Raw genomic sequence first — 19,285 nt, forward strand, 5'->3', positions numbered from 1 at the left:
GAAGGGTTCAGCACGGGCACGGGCACGGGCACGGTCGCCGCCATCGCATTTGCCCGCGGCCCCCGCTCCCTGTATCTTGCGCGGCAATGCATAACGGGAGGTGGGGTTCATGAGGGATTACGGTAAGGCGACCATTCTCGCTCTTGCGGCCGCGGCGATGCTCGCGACCGGTCCTGCGGGGGCGCAGGACAAGCCGGTTCAGCTCAAGGCTGTCGGCACCTGGGGCAATCTCTCCAACTGGCAGAAGCTCGAGAAGCCGTTCTGGGAGACCGAGCTCGCCGCGTCGAGCGGCGGCATCCTGACGGGCGAGGCCAAGCCGCAGACGGAACTGGGCGTCAAGGGCTTCGAGGTCATGCGCCTGCTGAAGCTCGGCGTCTTCGACGTGGCGCACGCCCTGCCGATCTACGTCGCCGAGGACGCGGTGATCGAGGGCATCGACCTCGCCGGCGTCGCATCCGACTTCAAGACGTCGCGCGCCGTGGCCGACGCCTATCGCGACGTTCTCGCCGAGGCGCTGCAGAAGAACTACGGCGCCCGACTGCTCAACCACTATCCGTTCCCGGCCCAGGTCTTCTACTGCAAGTCGCCGATCACCGGCATCGGCGACCTGAAGGGCAAGAAGATCCGCGTGCAGGGCGCCAGCCAGGGCGATTTCGTCGAAGCGGTCGGCGGTTCGCCCGTCACCATCGCGTTCGCCGAGGTGGTGCCCGCCATGCAGAAGGGCGTCGTCGACTGCGGCATCACCGGCACCATGCCGGGCTATAAGGCGAAGTGGTACGAGGTCGCGACCCACCTCTTCGCCCTGCCGGTCGGCTATACGATCACCTTCACGGCGATCAACGAGAACAGCTGGAAGAAGCTGAGCGAGAAGCAGCAGCAGGCCCTGCTGAAGGCCTCGAAGGAGTTCGAGGACAAGGGCTGGAAGGTCATCGAGGCCGAGAACGACGAAGGCATCGCCTGCGGCACCGGCACCGGCGAATGCACCGTCGGCAAGCCCGGCGGGCTGACCCTGGTGAAGCCGAGCGAGGCTGATCTCAAGGCCCGCGAGACCGCGCTCACCGAGGGCGTGCTGAAGAAGTGGGCGGCCCGCTGCGGCGCCGACTGCGTCAAGACGTGGAACGCCACGGTCGGCCCCGTGGTGAACCTCAAGGCCGGCAGCTGATCGCCGGCACCTGACGACGGGAAGGGCGGCAGCGACGCCGCCCTTCTTCGTATCCGCCCCATCGATCACCTTTCAGTCCGGACACAGATGCTGGATAGAGCGACCATCCTGGCGGAGCGGATCGCACGCGTCGCCGTATGGGCGGGCGGCGCGATGCTGCTGTTCGCCGCGGGCCTCGTCACCGTCGACGTGCTGATACGGCGCATCCTCGGCATCACCTTCACCGGCGCCGACGAGATATCGGCCTATCTCTTCGCGATCAGCACCAGCTGGGCCTTCGCCTTCGTCCTGATCCACCGGTCGAACGTCCGCATCGACGCGCTCTATCTCGTCCTGCCGCGCATCGTGCGCGCCCTGCTCGACACGCTGGCGCTGGCCGCCCTCGGCGCCTTCATGGCCTATCTGTCCTGGCGCGCCTGGATCGCGGTGGAGACCACCGTCGGCATGAACGCCCACTCCACGACGCCGCTCGCCATCCCGCTGGTCGTGCCGCAGTCGCTGTGGTTCGCCGGCATGGCCCTGTTCATGATCGTCTGGGCGCTCCTCATGCTGCGCAGCCTGCTGGCGCTGGTCACCGGCGACCTCGCGACGCTCGGCCGCATCGCCGGTGCGCAGAGCCTCGACGAGGAGGTCCAGGAGGAACTGGGCCAGCACGACCTGCCTCGTACGCGGACGGGGGGCTGACACGATGCTCGGCGTCACCGCGCTCGTCCTCATCGGCCTCGTGGCCCTCAGCGTTCCCGTCGCCGCCGCCCTCGGCATCCTCGGGCTGGTTCTCGACAACCTCTATTCCTTCATGCCGCTCGGCCTCGCCATGGGCGAGATCCTCTGGCAGACCAGCACCGAATACATCCTGATCGCCATCCCGCTGTTCGTGCTGCTGGGCGAGATCCTGCTGCGCTCAGGGATCGCCACCCGGGTCTATGCGGCGATCGCCGAGTGGCTGTCCTGGCTGCCGGGCGGCCTGATGCACGCCAACATCGGCGCCTGCGCCATGTTCGCCGCCACCTCGGGCTCCAGCGTCGCGACCGCCGCCACCATCGGCACCGTCGCCGAGCCGGAGATCCGCCGCCACGGCTATGGCGAGCGCCTGTTCCTCGGCAGCATCGCCGCCGGCGGTACGCTCGGCATCCTCATCCCGCCGTCGATCAACCTCATCATCTACGGCCTGCTGACCAACACCTCGGTGCCGCAGCTCTATCTCGCCGGCTTCATCCCCGGCCTGCTGCTCGCCCTGCTGTTCATGACGCTGATCGTCGTCGCCTGCATCGTGACACCGCACCTCGCCGGCCGGCCGCCGCAGACGACCTGGGCGCGGCGCATCTCGACGCTGCCCGACTTGCTGCCGCCGCTCGGCATCTTTCTGGTGGTCGTCGGCTCGATCTATGCCGGCCTCGCCACGCCGACCGAGGCGGCCTCTCTAGGCGTGGTGGCGGCACTGATCCTCGCCGCCGCCTACCGCACCCTCACGCTCGAGATGCTGCGCCAGGCGATCGAGGGAACGATGCGCACCACGGCGATGATCATGCTGATCATCCTCGCCGCCAGCTTCCTCAACTTCGTCCTCGGCGCGCTCGGCGTGACCCAGGCGATGACCCAGTTCATCGACGGCCTGGGCCTCGGCGCCTTCGGCACGCTGATGGTGATCGTCCTGGCCTATCTGGTGCTCGGCTGCTTCATGGAGACGCTCTCCATGCTGATCACCACGACGCCGCTGATCGCGCCCATCGTCTTCGCTCTCGGCTACGATCCGGTCTGGTTCGGGATTCTCCTCACCGTGCTGCTGGAGACGGCGCTGATCACCCCGCCGGTCGGCGTGAACCTCTACGTCGTCCAGGGCATCCGCCCGCGCGGCGGCATGAACGACGTCATCATGGGCTCCCTGCCCTTCGTCCTGATGATGTTCGTGATGGTCGGCCTGCTGATCGCCTTCCCCCAGATCGCCCTCTGGCTGCCGAGCCTGTTTTATTGACGGAGAGGTTCGGCCGATGACCGAGGATCGCGCCGGGACGCCGGACGTCCCCGAAGGCTTCGTGCCCCAGGGACGCTCCAGCCCCTTCCTGGCACCGTTCGAGCCGATCTGGGAGAAGCCGTTCGCCGCGGACACGCCGCACGGCCCGGTACGCGGCGTCATGGTCGCGGTGCGCCTAGACACGCCGCACCTGAACAGCAAGGGGCTGGCGCACGGCGCGCTGCTGACCGCGCTCGCGGACATCGCCATGGGCCGCAGCCTCGCCCTCGCCTCCGACCCGCCGCAACGCTGCGTCACCGTCTCCCTCTCGATCGACTATCACGCCCCCGCCCGTGCCGGCGACTGGCTCGAAGCCCGCGTCGACCACCTCCGCGCCGGCCGCAAGCTGGGCTTCGCCAGCTGCTTCCTGATGGTCGGCGACAAGGTGGTGGCCCGCGCCAACGGAACCTTCTCACCCGTCGGCGGATAGCCGACGCAACTGCGCCCGACAAGGTTGCAACGCCCGCCGTGCGCGCTAGGCTGGCGCTCCCGCACAGACGCCCGGATCCCCATGCGTTTCGTCCACACCGCAGACTGGCAGATCGGCCGGCCGTTCCGGCAGTTCGGCGACAAGGATGCGGCGCTGCGGCTGGCGCGGCTGGCGGCGGTGGAAAATGTCGGCCGGCTGGCGCAGCGCGAGGGGGCGGCGCACGTGCTGGTGGCGGGCGACGTCTACGACACCGAATCGCCGCAGCCGAAGACCCTGCTGGAGCCGCTGGAGCGCATGCGGCGCTTCCCCGGCGTCACCTGGCATCTGATCCCCGGCAACCACGACCCGCACCGGCCGGAGGGCGTCTGGGACCGGGTGCGCGAGGCGGGCGTGCCGGACAATGTCCGCCTGCACCTGACGCCGGAGCCGGCGCCGCTGGGCGATAACGCGGTGCTGCTGCCGGCCCCTCTCACCCGCAAGAGCGAGGGCGGCGACCTCACCGAATGGATGGACCGCGCCGAGACGCCGCCGGGTGCCTTGCGCATCGGCCTCGCCCACGGCTCGGTCCAGGGCTTCGGCACGGAAGGCGAGGCGTCGAACCCGATCGCCCCGGCGCGGCCGGAGCGCGCTGGCCTCGCCTATCTGGCGCTCGGCGACTGGCACCGCACCGTGCGGATCGGCCCGCACCTCTGGTACGCCGGCACGCCGGAGCCGGACCGCGCCGGCAGCCAGGAGGAGGGCCAGGCGCTGCTGGTCGACATCGCCGGCCCCGGCGCGCCGCCGACCGTCACGCCGCACGTGGTCGGCACGCACCAGTGGGTCGACCGCCGGGTGCAGCTCGCCGAGACGGCCGACCTGCCCGACATGGAGGCGCGGCTGCGCGCCCTGCCGGAGCCGTCCTGCGCCATCATGCGGCTCACACTGGAAGGCACCCTGCCCGTCGCGGGCCGGGCGGCGCTCGACCGCTGCCTGCTCGGCCTCGCGGCCGCCCTCTTCCACCTGGACGTCGACGATGCCGGCCTGCTGGTGCGGCCGACGGCGGCCGACCTGGAGGCGATCGACTTCGGCGGCGTCCTGCGCTTCGCCGCCGAGCGGCTGAAGGCGGCGGCCGACGATGCGGCGCAGCCGGCCGATGCGCGCCGCCGCGCCGAGGACGCGCTGGTGCAGCTCTTCGTTCGGGCGTCGGCAGGATGATCGGCGGATGAAGCCCGCATGAGGATCACCGCGATCGAGGTCGACGGCGTCGGCCGCTTCGGCACCGCCACCCGCGTCGACGGGCTGGGGCCGGGCGTCAACATCCTCTCGGCCGGCAACGAGGCCGGCAAGTCGACCCTGTTCCGCGCCGTGCGCGCCTGCCTGTTCGAGCGCCACAACTCGAAGAACGAGTTCCTGCGCAGCCTCGCGACGGAGGGCCTGTCGCTGCCGGTCTGCGTCACCCTGGGCTTCGAGCACGACGGCGCCGACTACGTCCTGCGCAAGTCCTTCGTGAAGAGCCCGGCCGCCTCGCTCGCCCGCGGCGGCGTCGAGATCGCCCGCGGCCGCGAGGCGGACGAGAGGGTCTGGGAGTTGCTCGGCGTCGCGCCCGGCGGCGGCCGCTCGGTCGACGAGGCGGCCTTCGGCATCCTCTGGGTCGGCCAGGGCAAGTCCTTCGACCCGCCCGCCATGTCGGACGCCGCGGCGAACGCCCTCAACGCCGCGATCCAGGAGGAGGTCGGCACCCTCGTCGGCGGCGAGCGCGCCCGCAAGGTGCTGGCCGAGCTGAAGGACGAGCTCAGCAAACTGGTCACCGACACTGGCAAACCCAGACGCGGCGGCCCCTACGATGAGGCCGAGGCGCGGCTCGCCGGCTTCGCGCGCGAGCTGGAGGAGGCCGAACGCCGCCTCGCCGTGCTCGACGCCCAGCTCGTCGACCTCGCGGCGAAGCGCGCCGAGGGCGCCCGCCTCGCCGACCCGGCGATCGAGGCCGGCATGCGCAGCGACCTCGCCGCGGCGCGTACCGCCCTGAAGGAGGGCGAGAGCGCCGCCGCCCTGCTCGGCCGGTTCGAACTCGCCGAGCAGCAGGCGCGCGCGGCCCTCGACCGGGCGACGCAGCAGCGCGCCGACCTCACCCAGCGCGCCGCGCGCATCGACGCCGACCGCCGGCGCGAGGCCGACCTGCAGGCGAAGCTGGCACCGCTCGACGCCGAGGAGCGGGCGGCGCGCGACGCCCTGGCGGCGGCCCGCGCCGAGATCGCCGCCATCGACGCCGCAGCCGAACGCGACGCCGTGGCGGAACGCGATCTCCAGCGGCTGGCCGAGGCGCTCGCCCGCGCCGCCGGCCGCGACGACCTCGCACGGCGCGAGGCGGCACTCGTCGCCCTCGGCGACAGGCTGGTCGCGAACGAGGCGGCGCTGGCCGGCAACGGCGCCACGGCGACGGCGCTGACAACCTTGGACGCCATCGAGCGCGAGCAGGGCGGGCTTCTGGCGCGCCTGGAAGCGGCGGCGCCGCACGTTTCCGTCACCCTCGGCCCGGAGGGTGCCGGCCGGGTGGAATTCGCCGGACGCCGCCTCGACGCCGACGCCGCCCAGGCGGCAGTCGATCCGCTGACCATCCGGATAGGCGACATCGCCACGGTGACCGTCTCGCCGCCCGCCGGCGCCGGCAAGGCCGAACAGCAGAAGCTGCAGCAGCTGAATGAACGGCTGGCCGCCCTCCTCGACGGCGCCGGCGTCTCGACGGCGGCGGAGCTGCGCGCCGCGCACGCCCGGCGCCGCGAGCTGGAAGCCGACGCCGCCGGCCTGCGCGCGGAACTGGAGGCCTATGGCGTGCGCGGCGGCTCGCCGGCCACGGCACTGGAGAAGCTGCGCACCGAGATCGCCCGCGCCGACAGCCTGGTCGCCGAAGCGCTGGCGGCCGCCGGCCTCGACACGCCGCCGACCGCCGCCGACCTCGCCGCCCGGCAGGAGGCGCTGCGCGGCGGCCGCGACACCGCCCGCCGCCGCCGGCAGACACTGGAGGGCACGGCCGAGGCGCAGAACGCCACGCTGGCGCGCACCGGTGCCGCGCGCGGCGAGTTGGGTGGCGCGCTGGGCGAGATCGCCGGCCGCCTCGCCGCCGACCTCGCCGTGCTGCCCGACGCCGACCGCGACCGCCTGATGCAGGCCGCCGACGCGCGCGTCGCGGCCGCCACCGCCGAGCGCGGCACCAAGGCCGCCGCCCTGGAAGGCCAGCGCAGCGCCGCACCGTCGCCCGAGGAGTTGGAGCGGCGCGCCACCCGCGTGACGCGCCTGGAGACGGCACTGCAGAACAACGAGTCACGCCGCGGCACGCTGGAGCGCGAGATCGCCAACCTGGAAGGCCAGATCCAGAGCGCCGGCGGCGACGGTCTCGGCGAGCGCGCCGAGGTGCTGCGCGAGGAGCGCGATCTCGCCGCCCGCGACGTCGAGCGCCACCGCGGCCACGTCGCGACGCTCCAGCTGCTGCGCGAGACGATCGAGGCCTGCTACCAGGAGCAGCGCGACCGGCTGCACGCCCCGCTGCGCCGCCACCTGCGGCCGTTCCTGAACGACGTCTTCCCGCAGGCGGAACTGGCGCTGGGCGACGGCTTCGCCATCACCGGCCTGCACCGGAACGGACCCGAGGCGGAGCTGTTCGAGCGCCTGTCGGTCGGCACCCAGGAGCAGATCGCCGTGCTCGTCCGCCTCGCCATGGGCGCGCTCATCTGCGAGCGCGGCCAGGAGGTGCCGATCGTCCTGGACGACGCGCTGGTCTTCTCCGACGACGGCCGCATCGAGCAGATGTTCGACGCCCTGGCCCGCGCCGGCCGCACCCAGCAGGTCATCGTCCTCACCTGCCGCAGCCGCGCCTTCGCCAAGCTTGGCGGCCACGACCTCTCGATCGTGCCGGCGGGGTGAGTCATCCCGACGTCGAGGGGGTTGCCTGATCACGATGGAGGCGGCCTGCGTGAGAGGACGGACGGCCGAGGTGGAGGGTACCGCCGGACGTCCGTCCGCCGCGTCAAGCCGTTCGTTGGACGGTGGGCAAGGCAACCGTCTCGCCCGTCACGTCGATCGCCACCTTGCCGCGCAGGCCCCGCGCGGTGCCGTTCTCCAACAGTTCGTGTGCTTCGCTCATTCGTGCGAGCGGTAACGTCGCCCCGATCACGGGCTTCACCAGACCGCGCTCGATCAGTCGTGTGAGGGCATCGAGCTTGCCCCGGTTCTGGCGGGTGAACACGAAGTGATAGGCGGCGTTCTTGCCCCAGGCCTCGACCAGGTTCTGCGGCTGAGCGATGTCCACGAGACTGACGACACGCCCGAAGTCGGCGAGCGTCAGGGGACTTCTGGTGAGCGCATCGCCTCCGATGGTGTCGAAGACGACGTCGACGCCCTGTCCGCCGGTCAGGCGAGCGACCCCTTCCACATAGTCTTCGGCGGTAAAGTCGATCGCGTCGTCGGCACCGAGCGAGCGCACGAAGTCATGGTCGCCGGCGCGCGCCGTCGTGATCACCCGAGCGCCGATCGCCTTGGCGATCTGAACCGCAATCGTACCCACGCCCCCTGCGCCGCCATGGATGAGGATCGTCTCGCCGACGCTCAACTGCGCGCGCTGAACGAACGCCTCCCAGACCGTGCCGCCCACGAGCGTCAGGCTCGCCGCCTCGAGGTGGCTGAGGTTCCGGGGCTTACGGCTGACGAGTTCGACGTCGGCGACATGCTGCTCGGCGTACGAGCCGGCACCACCGAATATCTTCGGTGTGTAGTACACCTCGTCGCCGGCCGCGAACTCGCTGACGTCCGATCCGACCTCCTCGACGACACCCGAGATGTCATGGCCGATGATGGCGGGCAGCGGTACGTAGTCCGGATAGTGGCCGCGGCGAATCTGGTAGTCGAGCGGGTTGACGGCAGTGGCGTGCACCCGAACCCGCACCTGACGCGGACCGACTGCCGGCACCGGTACCTCGCGCAGCTCGAACGCGTCCGGCCCCCCAAAGCGGCTGAGCACGATGGCCTTCATGGTCACGGTCATGACGAACCCTTTCAATGGAGAGGGGCAGAGCCAAGGCTCAGCGGCCCCGTGAGGATCCTGCCAATCTGACTCCTCGCCATTGCCGTCGGTAGCTGGCCGAAACTAGGATCAGCTTCAACGAAGGCTTGAAAGTGCCGCGATGAACGTCGACGATTTGAGCCTGTTCGTCCGCATCGCCCGGCTGCGCAGCATCAGCTCCGCAGCCCGCGACCTGGGCGTCACTCCGGCCGGCGCGAGCGCCCGGTTGGCGGCGCTGGAGAAGCGGCTCGGAGCCCGGCTTCTGCATCGAACGACGCGGCAGACGACCTTGACCGAAGACGGCCTCGCCTTTCTGCCGCATGCAGAGCACGTTGTTCTCGCAGCGGAAGCCGCCCGCGCCGCGCTCGGTCGGGAGCAGGCCGTGCCGCGCGGCACGCTGCGGGTCGCGGCTCCAGCCTCGTTCGCGCGCATGCATATCGTGCCGGGCCTGCCCGACTTCGTCAGCCGGTATCCCGATCTCGCCATCGATCTGCGCATGTCCGACAACATCGTCGATCTCGTCGAAGGCGCCTTCGATGTGGCGGTTCGCTATGCCGAACTCGGCGACTCGTCCTTCGTCGCTCGGCGACTCGCTCCAGATCGACGGGTGCTGGTTGCGTCGCCCGCGTACATCGAGCGGCGAGGGCGGCCGAACACGCCGGACGACCTCGCCGAGCATGCCTGCCTCGTCGTCGGTACGCTCGATCTCTGGACATTCCGAGGAAAGAGTGGGGAGCTGATCGAGCGGCGCATTACGCCGGGCCTGCGGATCAACGACGGCGGGGCCGTGCGCGACGCAGCTTGCGCGGGGCTCGGCGTCGCTCTGATGGCGACCTGGTGCGCCGCGGACGAGCTTCGATCCGGCGCGCTTGTACCAGCCCTGCCCGAATACCCGCTCGTCTCGACACAGACGCTCTGGGCACTCTACCCGAGCTCGCGCGAGCTGGCCCCAAAGGTGAGAGTCTTGATCGACTGGCTCACGGAGCGGTTTGGGCGACACCCCTATTGGGATCGAGGACTCGATGGAATCTTGGAGCGCGTTTGAGAAGTCTCACTGCCATCGCCTGAGCATGGCGCCGTTCACCCCCCGCCATGCGGGATCCACAGCGCGATGCCCGGTACGAGCACCAGCAGCAGGATCATCGCCGCCAGCGCCAGGATGAACGGCACCGCCCCCAGCATCACGTCGTGTAGCTGGCCGTGCGGGCGCAGGCCCTGGACGACGAACAGGTTGATGCCGACCGGCGGGGTGATCATCGCCGTCTCCAGCAGCAGCATGATCAGCACGCCGAACCAGACGGGGTCGAAGCCGGCGGCCATGACGACCGGCGTCATGATCGGCACCGTCGCCACCATCATGGACAGCGTCTCCATGAACATGCCGAGCACCAGGTAGAAGACGATGACCGCCGCCAGCGTCTGGTAGGGCGTCAGCCCGACGTCGCCGACCAGCCCCGTCACCGCGTCGGCGAGGCCGATCGCCGTGATCACGAAGTTCAGGAAATAGGCGACGATCAGGATCGCCATCACCATGCCGGTGGTGCGCATCGTGCCCTCGACCACCCGGCGCAGCATGGCGAGCGAGATGCGCCGCCGCCACGCCGCCAGGGCGAAGGCGGCGATCACGCCGAGTGCGGCCGATTCCGTCGCCGTGGCGAGGCCGGCATAGATCGAGCCGATGATCACCGCGAAGATCAGCAGCGGCGGCACGAGGTCCGGCAGGCTGCGCCAGCGCGCGCTCCAGCTGGTCGCCACCGGCCGGCCGCCCTTGTGCGGCTGCAGCCTGCAGATCAGCGCCACCATCCCCGTGAACATCAGCGCCAGGAGCAGGCCGGGCAGGATGCCGGCCAGATAGAGCTGCGGGATCGAGGTCTCGGTCAGTACGCCGTAGACGATCATGTTGATCGACGGCGGGATCAGGATGCCCAGCGTTCCGCCGGCCGCCAGGGTGCCGAGGAACAGGCGCTCGTCGTAGCCGTGCTTATCGACCTCGTCGAGCGCCACCGTGCCGATCGTGGCCGCCGTCGCGACGCTGGAGCCCGAGGTCGCGGCGAACATGGCGCAGGCGGCGATGTTGGAATGCATGAGGCCGCCCGGCAGCCACGACACCCAGTGCGTCAGCGCGGCATACATCCGCTCGGCGATACCCGAGCGCAGCAGCACCTCGCCCAGCAGGATGAACAGCGGGATGGCGACCAGGATGAAGTCGGTCGAGGCCGACCAGGCGATCTCGCCGATCGCCCGCGACACCGGCAGGAAGGCGTAGACGTCGCCGAGGGCCAGCGCGAGGATGCCCAGCGCCGCCGCCACCGGCAGGCCGAGCGCCAGGAGGACGACGAGGATCGCCGTCGCGGAACCGATCATGCGGTGCGCCTCGCCCCTTCTCCGCCGTCCTCATGGCCCGGCGGCAGTTCGTCGGCGATCTCTTCCTTGATGCTGCGCGAGCCGGCGATCGTCTGGACCGTCGCCAGGTCGCCGCGCAGCAGCGCCAGCACCGCGTGCAGCAGCAGCAGCGCCGCCACCGCCAGGAACAGCACGAGCCCCGCGAACCAGAGCGACTGCGGAATGATCAGCGGCGTGCTGAGCGGCGACATCGAGCGCGCACCCATCGCCGCCGTGTCGGCGACCATCCCCCAGCCGTACCAGGCGACGAGGCCGAACACCGCGACGAAGCCGGCTAGGCCGAGGATATCGAGCGCCGCCCGCATCGGCCGCGGGAAGTGGATGTAGAGCGAGTCGATGCGGATGTGCGCCCGGTGCAGCAGCGTGAAGCCCAGCGACCACGTGGTGCCGATCGCCAGGGCGTAGCCCGACAGTTCGTCCGCCCCGCCGACCGTGACGTTGAACAGCTTGCGGACGATCACGTCGTAGCCGATCAGGAAGGCGGCGAGGATGACCAGCGCCCCGCCGAACCAGACCCCGGCGAGCGACGCGCGCTCGGCGAGGCGCAGGCTCCAGGGCACGCCGCGTCCCCGCTCCGCCATCGCCGGCTCAGATCTTGTCGACGGGGATCTGCAGGTCGACGACCTTGCCGACCGTCGCGTTCCACTCCTCGGCGCACGCCTTGCCGCAGCGCTTGCCCCAGTTCAGCAGCACGACGTCCTGCATCAGCTTGGCGCGCAGCGTCTGGTCCTCGTCGGAGACGGGGACACGCGTCATCTTGACCTTCTTGCCGAGGGTGCAGGGCTCCTTGTCGAAGTTGCAGCTCTCGCCCTCCTCGGTCGCCTTGGCCACCGTCTCCCACATCTTGTCTTCGAACGTGTCGAACTGCGTCTCGAAGAAGGCCTTCACCTCCGGCGGGAACTTGTTCCAGGACTCGTCGCCGACCGCCTGATAGTTGACGCTCCAGCCGAGCGACAGCGGGTAGAGGTGCGAGGACACTTCGGCCCAGCCCGCCGTGTTGCCGCTGAGCGAGCCGGTGACGGCGCAGTCGACGACGCCGCGCTGCAGCGCCGGCACGACCTCGGCGAACGCCATCGAAACGGTGGTGCCGCCGACCGCGGTGATGAAGTCGTTCATCGTCTTGTTGAAGACGCGGACCTTCTTGCCCTTCAGGTCGGCGAGGCCGGAGATCGGCTCGCGGCACCAGAAGACCTGCGGCGGGTTGGCGCCGACGGCGAGCAGCCTGGTCGCGAATTTCTGCTCCATGACGCGCGCCATGGTCGGCTTCCACGCCTCGCACGCCGCCCGCGCCGCCTCCGGCGTCAGGGTCAGGCCGGCCAGGTCGCAGCCCTCGAACACCGGGTCCTCGCCCGCCATCTTGCTGATGTCGCCGGCGCCGAAGTCGGTGACACCCAGCTTGCTCATCCGCATCATCTGGAAGTCCTTGATGCCGGCGCGGTCGACCGGGACGATGTCCGCGGTGATCTTGCCGCCCGAGGCTTCCGGGATCGTCTTGGTCCAGAACGGCACCTCGTCGCGCTCCGAGGCGACGGTGTTCCCGTTCAGGCCGATCGCCTTCACGTGCAGCTTCGGCAGGTCGGCGGCACCCGCTGCCACGGTCATCGCCGCGACCATGCCGGCGGCGATCGTCAGACCCAGTGTCCTCATGCTCGTGCTCCCCAGCCAAGTCTCCCGAGGCCCCGGCCGTCTGGCCGGCCGGTGACCGCTCCTGGCGCCGTGGCAGCAAGATGCATGCCGCCGGCCGCACGGATCGCCGCCGATGCGGGGCCGCCCCGGGAAGCGGAGCCCATGGCACGGCGCTTGCTGCCGGCTTGCTCTCCACGAGCCGGTGCGCGACCTTGCGCTGCGCGTTCCGGCGCTTGCAAGAGGTGTTTCATGGCCCGCGATCCCATCGCGTTCGAACTCTTCAAGAACGCGATCTTCTCGATCGCCGACGAGATGGCGCTGACCATCGTCCGCACGACCTATTCCGGCGTGCTCAAGGACAACATGGACTTCTCGACCGCGCTGGCCGACGCCGACGGCCGGCTGGTCGCCCAGGGCCTGACCCTGCCGGGCCATCTCGGCTCGATCCCGACGGCGCTCGCCGCGGTGATGAAGCGCTACGAGGGCGACATCCACGAGGGCGACATCTTCGCGATGAACGACCCGTTCGAGGGCGGCATGCACCTGCCCGACATCTTCATCTTCAAGCCGATCTATCACCGGGGCCGGCGCGTCGCCTTCGCCGCCACGATCTGCCACCACACCGACGTCGGCGGCCGCGTCGCCGGCTCGAACGCCTCGGATTCCACCGAGATCTATCAGGAAGGCCTGCGCATCCCGCCGCTCAAGCTCTACGAGCGCGGCCGCCGCAACGAGACGCTGTTCCTGATGATCGACCGCAACGTCCGCCTGCCGGCCAAGGTGCTCGGCGACCTGCGCGCCCAGCTCGCCGCCTGCCACATCGCCGAGAAGCAGCTGCTCGAGCTGGTCGAGCGGCACGGCGCCGAGCAGGTGCACGAATACATGCAGGAGGTGATCGACTATGCGGAGCGCCTGACGCGCGCCGCGGTCGCCGACCTGCCCGACGGCGAGTACAGTTTCGAGGACTGGATCGACGACGACGGCGTCGACTACGGCGTGCCGATCCGCCTGTTCGTCACCATGCGCAAGCAGGGCGACCGCATGGTCGTCGACTGGACCGGCACTGCGCCGCAGGTCAAGGGTGCCATCAACAACACCCTCTCCTATACCAAAGCCGCCAGCTACGCCGCGATCCGCTCCGTCCTGCCGGCCGGCATCCCGAACAACGAGGGCGTCTTCCGCGTCATCGACGTGGTGGCGCCGCCCGGCACCATCGCCAACGGCGTGCTGCCGGCCGCATGCGCGGCGCGCGGCCTGACCGGCTTCCGCATGGTCGACTGCGCCTTCGGGGCGCTCGCCATGATGCTGCCCGACAAGGTCTTCGCGGCGTCCGACGGCGGCAACACCGGCATCTCGATCGGCGGCTACGACGACGCGCGCAAGCCCTACATCTATGTCGACTTCACCTGCGGCACCTGGGGCGGGCGGCCGTGGGCGGACGGGCTCGACGGCAACTCCAACATGTTCGCCAACATGGCCTCGCAGTCGATCGAGGTGACCGAGGCTGAGCAGCCGCTGCAGATCCTGGCCTACGAGTTCGTCGCCGACCGCGCCGGACCCGGCAAGTTCCGCGGCGGCGCCCCCTACCGCCGGGAGTACCGCTTCCTGGAAAAGGAAGCCGTCCTCCAGGTGCGCGCCGACCGCCAGGCGTTCCAGCCCTACGGCCTCTATGGCGGCCATCCCGGCCAGCCGTCGCGCAACACCCTCAATCCCGATACCGAGAACCGCAAGCTCCCTGGCAAGCTCACCATGATGATCAAGCGCGGCGACGTCTTCCGCCACGAACTGGCCGGCGCCGGCGGCTGGGGCGATCCGCTGGAGCGCGCGCCGGCCAAGGTTCTGAAGGACGTGCGCAACGAACTGCTGAGCGTCGACGCCGCCCGCCGCCATTACGGCGTCGTCGTCGTGACCGACGGCTGGTCGATCGACGAGCCCGCTACGGCGAGACTGCGCGACGCCATGCGCGGCCGGCGCGGCGAGTGGACCGCCCCCGCCGTCCTCTGGACCGATCCCGCCGACCTGACCGCCCCTCCACATGGCGAGGCCTGAGATGACCACCTTCCGCATCGGCGTCGACATCGGCGGCACCTTCACCGACATCGTCTTCCTGGGCTCGGACGGCACCGTCCACGTCAAGAAGGTGTCCTCGACGGTCGGGGCCTACGGCCGCGCCATCATCGAGGGCATCGGCCAGGTCTTCGGCGAGACCGGTATCCAGGGCGGCGACGTCGCCGAGATCCGCCACGGCACCACCGTCGCCTCGAACGCCATCCTGGAGCTGAAGGGCGCGCGCACCGGCCTGATCACCACCAAGGGCTTCCGCGACGTGCTGGAGATCCGCACGCTGCGCATGCCGCGCCTCTACGACATCGCCTGGGACAAGCCGCCCCCGCTGGTCGAGCGCTATCTCCGCCTCGCCGTCGACGAGCGCGTCGACACCCACGGCAAGGTCGACCGGCCGCTCGACACGGCCGAGGCCGAGGCGATGGTCGACCGGCTGCTGGCCGAGGGCTGCGAGGCGATCGCCATCTGCCTGATCAATTCCTTCGCCAACCCGGCGCACGAGATCGCCATCCGCGACATCGTCCGCCGCAAGGCGCCCGACCTGCCCTGCTGCATCAGCTTCGACGTCCTGCCGGAGATCAAGGAGTATGAGCGCACCTCGACCACGGTGGTGAACGCCTACGTCCTGCCGGTCGTCTCGCAATATCTCTCCGTCCTCACCGCCGCCCTGCAGGCGAGCGGCATGACGGCGCCGCTCCTGCTGATGCAGTCGAACGGCGGCCTGACGCCGGCCGAGCATGCCGCGCGCCTGCCGGTGCACATCATCGAGTCCGGTCCCGCCGCCGGCGTCATCGGCGCCCAGGCGGTGGCCGCCGCGGCCGGCCTGCCCGACGTGGTCAGCTTCGACATGGGCGGCACCACGGCGAAGGCGTCGCTGATCGAGGCGGGCGAGGTCACCAAGGCACCGGAGTTCCAGGTCGGCGGCGGCATCCTCAGCGGCTCGCGCCTGCTCACCGGCTCCGGCTACACGCTGAAGGTGCCGGCCATCGACCTCGCCGAGGTCGGTGCCGGCGGCGGCTCGATCGTCTCGATCGACGCCGGCGGCTCGCTCCTCGTCGGCCCGCACAGCGCCGGCGCCGTGCCGGGGCCGGTCTGCTACGACATCGGCGGCACCCAGCCGACGGTGACCGACGCCAACGTCATCCTGGGCTATCTCAATCCGGAATATCTCGTCGGCGGCGCCGTGCGCCTCGACGCCGACAAGGCGCGCAGCGTCTTCATGGAGCGCATCGGCACGCCGATGGGCCTGTCGCTGGAGGCCGCCGCCTACGGCGCCTACCAGATCGCCGCCTCGAACATGATCCGCGCCATCAAGGCCGTCTCGACCGAGCGCGGCCGCGACCCGCGCGGCTACACCCTGGTCGCCTTCGGCGGCAACGGCCCGCTGTTCGCCGCGGCGATGGCCGAGGCAATCGGCATGAAGCGCATCCTAGTGCCACCGTCGCCCGGCGTCTTCTCGGCCTTCGGCCTGCTCTACGCCGACGTCGAGCATCACTATTCGCGCACCTTCCGCGGCCTGCTGCACAGCCTGGACGTGGCGCATCTGGCCGAGATCTGGGAGGCGATGGCCCGGGAGGCACGCGACCAGCTCCACGCCGACGGCTATTCGGGCGCGCAGATGCGCGTCCTGCGCCGCGCCAGCCTGCACTATCAGGGGCAGACCTTTGAGCTGGCGGTCCCGGTCCCGGACGGGCCGATCGACGCGTCGCTGCTGGCCGCCCTGGAGGAGGCGTTCCACGCCGAGCACGAGCGCACCTACGGCCATCGTGCGGGCGAGGAAGAGCCCGTCGAACTGGTCGGCATCCAGATCGTCGGACAGGCCGCGACCGGCGAGCGCCGCATCGCCGGAGCGCAGCCGAGCGGCGCCGCGTCCGGCGCGGAAGAGCGTGGCAGCCGCAGCTGCTGGTTCGGCGGAACGCACGGCTGGCTGGAGACGCCGGTCATCGGTCGGGCCGCACTGCGCACCGCCCGCCCCGGCCCCTGCATCGTCGAGGAATACGACGCCACCTGCGTCGTCCCCCCCGGCGCCACCGCCGGCCTGGACGCCTACGGCAACATCATCGTCACGCTGGGGTGAGGCGGACACTGTTGTGCTTCCCCGGACGGCGCGAAGCGCCGATCCGGGGCCCACCTATCCGCCCGGGCACCGCCGGAGCGCCGGCACGATGGCCCCCGGCTCTCCGCGCTGCGCGCTGCGGCCGGGGAAGCAGGAAGAACCGCCCCCTCAGACCTCCGTCACCCGCATGATGTCCGGCTTGCCGTCCATATACTGGCCCATCTCGCGGCCGATGGTCTTGAAGTGGTCCGAGCCGCGGTGCGCGTCGACCGCCGCCTGGTCCTCGTAGCGCTCCATGAAGACGTAGAGCAGCGGGTCGTCGGTCTTGTGCAGGGCGTAGAGCTTGCAGCCCGGCTCGTTCGCGTTGACGGCGGCCACCAGCCGCTTCGCCGTTTCCTCGAACTGCGCCTGCTGGCCGTCCTTGACCTTGATCTTCGCGATGACGCCGAGCATCGGCTTACTCCTCGTCTGGGGTTGGGCTGGTTTCGAGTTGAAGCGGCACCATAAGCCAAGCGCGCCGCACCGCAACGCCCCCGCCTACCCATCCCGCCGCCCGCCCGCTACAGTGCGCGGCAACGCGGTCGCGGGGAGGTTCGAGGGAATGAGCGAGACACCGAATGCGCTGAGCCCGGAAACGGTGCTGGCGCAGATGAAGGCGCACGGCGTCACCGACATCGTCTGGCTGCCGGACAGCGAGACCAACTGGCTCTTCCTGCTGATGCAGGCCGAGCCCAGCCTGCGCCTCATCGGCGTCGCGCGCGAGGGCAACGCCTGCTCCATCGCCGCCGGCCTCGCCACGGGCGGGCGCAAGCCGATGATCCTGATCCAGAACACCGGCATGCTGGAATCCGGCGATTCCATTCGCGGCTGGCTGATGGGCCTGAACGTGCCCGTGGTGCTGATGGTGGGCTATCGCGGCTACACGCGCCACGGCGTCAATACCGACACGGTGGCCACATATACCGAGCCCTTCATCAACGCCTTCCGCCTGAACTTCTATCTGGTCGAGAGCGACGCCGACGCCGACCGGATCGGCGTCGCCTTCGAGGAGGCGGAGCGCACGCAGCGGCCGGTGGTCATCCTGGTCGGCGACGAATTTCACGGCTTCAACCGCTGACGGGGAGGATCCAGCCATGATGCATACCGCAGACGCGCTGAAGGCCATCGCCGCGCACCGCAAGGACGCCATCGTCATCTCCGGCCGCGGCTCGCCGCACTGGGCGAAGATCAGCGACATGGAGAAATACGACGCGGCCCTCGGCGACCCGGCCATGGGCGGCCATGCCGGCTTCGCCTTCGGCCTCGCCCTCGCCCAGCCCGACCGCAAGATCATCCTGTTCGATTCCGAGGGCGACCTGCTGATGAGCCTCGGCATCCTGACGACGATCGCGGAACTCGCGCCGAAGAATTTCTACCACTTCATGCTCGACAACGAGTGCTACGCCACCACCGGCGGCCAGCCCGTGCCGAACGCGAAGAACGTCGACTATGCCGCCATCGCCCGCGGCTGCGGCTATCCGGCGGCGCACGCCTTCACCGAGATCGACGACCTGACCAGGGCCGTCCCCGACATCCTGGCGAAGCCCGGCCCGGTCTTCTGCGCGATGAAGGTCTATCCGGAGGTCGAGAACACGCCCATCGGCCAGCGCAAGCGCTGGCAGACCCGCACCCGCGACCAGATCCTCGCCGACCTCCGCGGCACCCTCGGCGTCGGCTGAGGGCCGGAGGCCGGCGCCCCGACACTATCCAGGAGCACCCCTATGTCCGAGACCAAGCCGCCGCGCTTCGCGCAGCTTTCCCCCGACCAGATGTCCGACGCCCAGAAGACGGCGGCCGAGGCCATCCTCGCCGGCGCCAAGAAAGCCGACGGTCCCGGCGGCCGCTACATGGCGCAGAGCGGCCAGTTCCCCGGCCCCTACAACTTCCTGCTGCGCAGCCCCGAACTCGCCATGCGCTGGCGCGGCCTCGCCGAATACATCCGCTTCGACACCTCGGTGCCGCTGCGCCTGAACGAGCTCGCCATCCTGATCCAGGCGCGCTGGTGGACCGCCCAGTTCGAGTGGTGGGCGCACGAGCCGCTGGCCGTCCGCGCCGGCCTCGCCCAGTCCATCGCCGACGACATCAAGGTCGGCAAGCGCCCGAGCGCCATGCAGCCCGACGAGGAGGCCGTCTACGACTTCTGCACCGAGATGATGGAGAACCGCCGCGTCGGCGACGCCACCTTCGAGAAGCTGAAGGCCCAGTTCACCGAGCAGCAGATCGCTGACCTCGTCGCCGTCACCGGCTTCTACGCCACCGTCTCGATGATCCTGAACACCGTCGAAGCCGGCATCCCCGACGGCACCGAACCGCCACTGAAGCCGCTGAAGTAACCCCTTCTGGGGGCGGGGGGGGGGGGGGCCCCCCCCGGGGGGGGCGGGGGGGGGGGGGGGGCCCCCCCCCCCCCCCCACCCCCCCCCCCCCAAACCCCCCCGCCCCCCGCCCCCGGCCCGCCGCCCCGG

The 19,285-nt window shown here is 70.5% G+C and carries 17 protein-coding genes; 12 read left to right on the plus strand and 5 right to left on the minus strand.

Annotated elements, in window-relative coordinates; genetic code table 11:
• The first annotated feature begins 109 nt into the window (after positions 1-109).
• The 6 genes from ABIE65_RS21275 to ABIE65_RS21300 all read left to right on the plus strand — a co-directional run bounded on the left by ABIE65_RS21275 (position 110) and on the right by ABIE65_RS21300 (position 7,500).
• Entirely contained in the window at positions 110-1,162 is a 1,053-nt protein-coding gene (locus tag ABIE65_RS21275) for a TRAP transporter substrate-binding protein (protein WP_354080509.1), read from the plus strand.
• An 87-nt stretch (positions 1,163-1,249) separates the two neighbouring features.
• The gene (locus ABIE65_RS21280) at positions 1,250-1,846 is read left to right on the plus strand and encodes a TRAP transporter small permease subunit (RefSeq protein ID WP_354080510.1); all 597 of its coding nucleotides are present in this window, start codon (positions 1,250-1,252) and stop codon (positions 1,844-1,846) included.
• A gap of 4 nt (positions 1,847-1,850) precedes the next feature.
• Positions 1,851-3,134, plus strand: coding sequence for a TRAP transporter large permease (locus tag ABIE65_RS21285; RefSeq protein ID WP_354080511.1), 1,284 nt, complete (start codon positions 1,851-1,853; stop codon positions 3,132-3,134).
• Positions 3,135-3,150: 16 nt separating this feature from the next.
• The gene (locus tag ABIE65_RS21290) at positions 3,151-3,603 is read left to right on the plus strand and encodes a PaaI family thioesterase (RefSeq protein WP_354080512.1); all 453 of its coding nucleotides are present in this window, start codon (positions 3,151-3,153) and stop codon (positions 3,601-3,603) included.
• An 81-nt stretch (positions 3,604-3,684) separates the two neighbouring features.
• Entirely contained in the window at positions 3,685-4,797 is a 1,113-nt protein-coding gene (locus tag ABIE65_RS21295; protein ID WP_354080513.1) for a metallophosphoesterase family protein, read from the plus strand.
• A gap of 18 nt (positions 4,798-4,815) precedes the next feature.
• On the plus strand, positions 4,816-7,500 hold the full coding sequence (locus tag ABIE65_RS21300) for an AAA family ATPase (RefSeq protein WP_354080514.1): 2,685 nt from the start codon (positions 4,816-4,818) through the stop codon (positions 7,498-7,500).
• A 103-nt stretch (positions 7,501-7,603) separates the two neighbouring features.
• Here ABIE65_RS21300 and ABIE65_RS21305 read toward each other — a convergent pair whose 3' ends face one another.
• Positions 7,604-8,617, minus strand: coding sequence for a zinc-dependent alcohol dehydrogenase family protein (locus ABIE65_RS21305; RefSeq protein WP_354080515.1), 1,014 nt, complete (start codon positions 8,615-8,617; stop codon positions 7,604-7,606).
• 139 nt (positions 8,618-8,756) lie between these two features.
• On the opposite strand from ABIE65_RS21305, the gene ABIE65_RS21310 reads away from it, so the two are divergent.
• Entirely contained in the window at positions 8,757-9,680 is a 924-nt protein-coding gene (locus ABIE65_RS21310; RefSeq protein ID WP_354080516.1) for a LysR family transcriptional regulator, read from the plus strand.
• Between the two features lie 35 nt (positions 9,681-9,715).
• On the opposite strand, the gene ABIE65_RS21315 is transcribed toward ABIE65_RS21310, so the two are convergent.
• The 3 genes from ABIE65_RS21315 to ABIE65_RS21325 are packed head-to-tail and all read right to left on the minus strand — an operon-like array spanning position 9,716 to position 12,685.
• Positions 9,716-10,999: a TRAP transporter large permease gene (locus tag ABIE65_RS21315; RefSeq protein WP_354080517.1), complete on the minus strand. Its 1,284-nt coding sequence runs from the start codon at positions 10,997-10,999 to the stop codon at positions 9,716-9,718.
• Positions 10,996-11,619 carry a TRAP transporter small permease subunit gene (locus tag ABIE65_RS21320; RefSeq protein ID WP_354080518.1) on the minus strand — a complete coding sequence of 208 codons (624 nt, stop codon included), beginning with the start codon at positions 11,617-11,619 and terminating at the stop codon, positions 10,996-10,998. Before ABIE65_RS21320 ends, ABIE65_RS21315 begins: the two co-directional genes overlap by 4 nt.
• 7 nt (positions 11,620-11,626) lie before the next feature.
• Positions 11,627-12,685, minus strand: a complete 1,059-nt coding sequence (locus ABIE65_RS21325) for a TRAP transporter substrate-binding protein (protein ID WP_354080520.1) — start codon at positions 12,683-12,685, stop codon at positions 11,627-11,629.
• Positions 12,686-12,913: 228 nt separating this feature from the next.
• Here ABIE65_RS21325 and ABIE65_RS21330 point away from each other — a divergent pair, with 228 nt between their 5' ends.
• Together ABIE65_RS21330 and ABIE65_RS21335 are read left to right on the plus strand one after the other, a co-directional pair.
• A complete protein-coding gene (locus tag ABIE65_RS21330; protein ID WP_354080521.1) occupies positions 12,914-14,713 on the plus strand; it encodes a hydantoinase B/oxoprolinase family protein in 1,800 nt (599 codons plus the stop codon).
• Between the two features lies 1 nt (position 14,714).
• A complete protein-coding gene (locus tag ABIE65_RS21335) occupies positions 14,715-16,805 on the plus strand; it encodes a hydantoinase/oxoprolinase family protein (protein ID WP_354080523.1) in 2,091 nt (696 codons plus the stop codon).
• 147 nt (positions 16,806-16,952) lie between these two features.
• On the opposite strand, the gene ABIE65_RS21340 is transcribed toward ABIE65_RS21335, so the two are convergent.
• Entirely contained in the window at positions 16,953-17,237 is a 285-nt protein-coding gene (locus ABIE65_RS21340; protein WP_354080524.1) for a putative quinol monooxygenase, read from the minus strand.
• Between the two features lie 148 nt (positions 17,238-17,385).
• Here ABIE65_RS21340 and ABIE65_RS21345 point away from each other — a divergent pair, with 148 nt between their 5' ends.
• From ABIE65_RS21345 to ABIE65_RS21355, 3 genes are read left to right on the plus strand one after another with little or no spacing between them, the layout of a single operon-like run.
• Positions 17,386-17,901: a thiamine pyrophosphate-binding protein gene (locus ABIE65_RS21345; RefSeq protein WP_354080525.1), complete on the plus strand. Its 516-nt coding sequence runs from the start codon at positions 17,386-17,388 to the stop codon at positions 17,899-17,901.
• A gap of 16 nt (positions 17,902-17,917) precedes the next feature.
• Positions 17,918-18,502 carry a thiamine pyrophosphate-dependent enzyme gene (locus tag ABIE65_RS21350; protein ID WP_354080526.1) on the plus strand — a complete coding sequence of 195 codons (585 nt, stop codon included), beginning with the start codon at positions 17,918-17,920 and terminating at the stop codon, positions 18,500-18,502.
• A 42-nt stretch (positions 18,503-18,544) separates the two neighbouring features.
• Positions 18,545-19,156 (plus strand): carboxymuconolactone decarboxylase family protein, encoded by a 612-nt coding sequence (locus ABIE65_RS21355; RefSeq protein ID WP_354080527.1) that lies wholly within the window; start codon positions 18,545-18,547, stop codon positions 19,154-19,156.
• Positions 19,157-19,285 lie beyond the last annotated feature (129 nt).

The sequence above is a fragment of the Constrictibacter sp. MBR-5 genome, from assembly GCF_040549485.1.
GTDB lineage: Bacteria > Pseudomonadota > Alphaproteobacteria > JAJUGE01 > JAJUGE01 > Constrictibacter.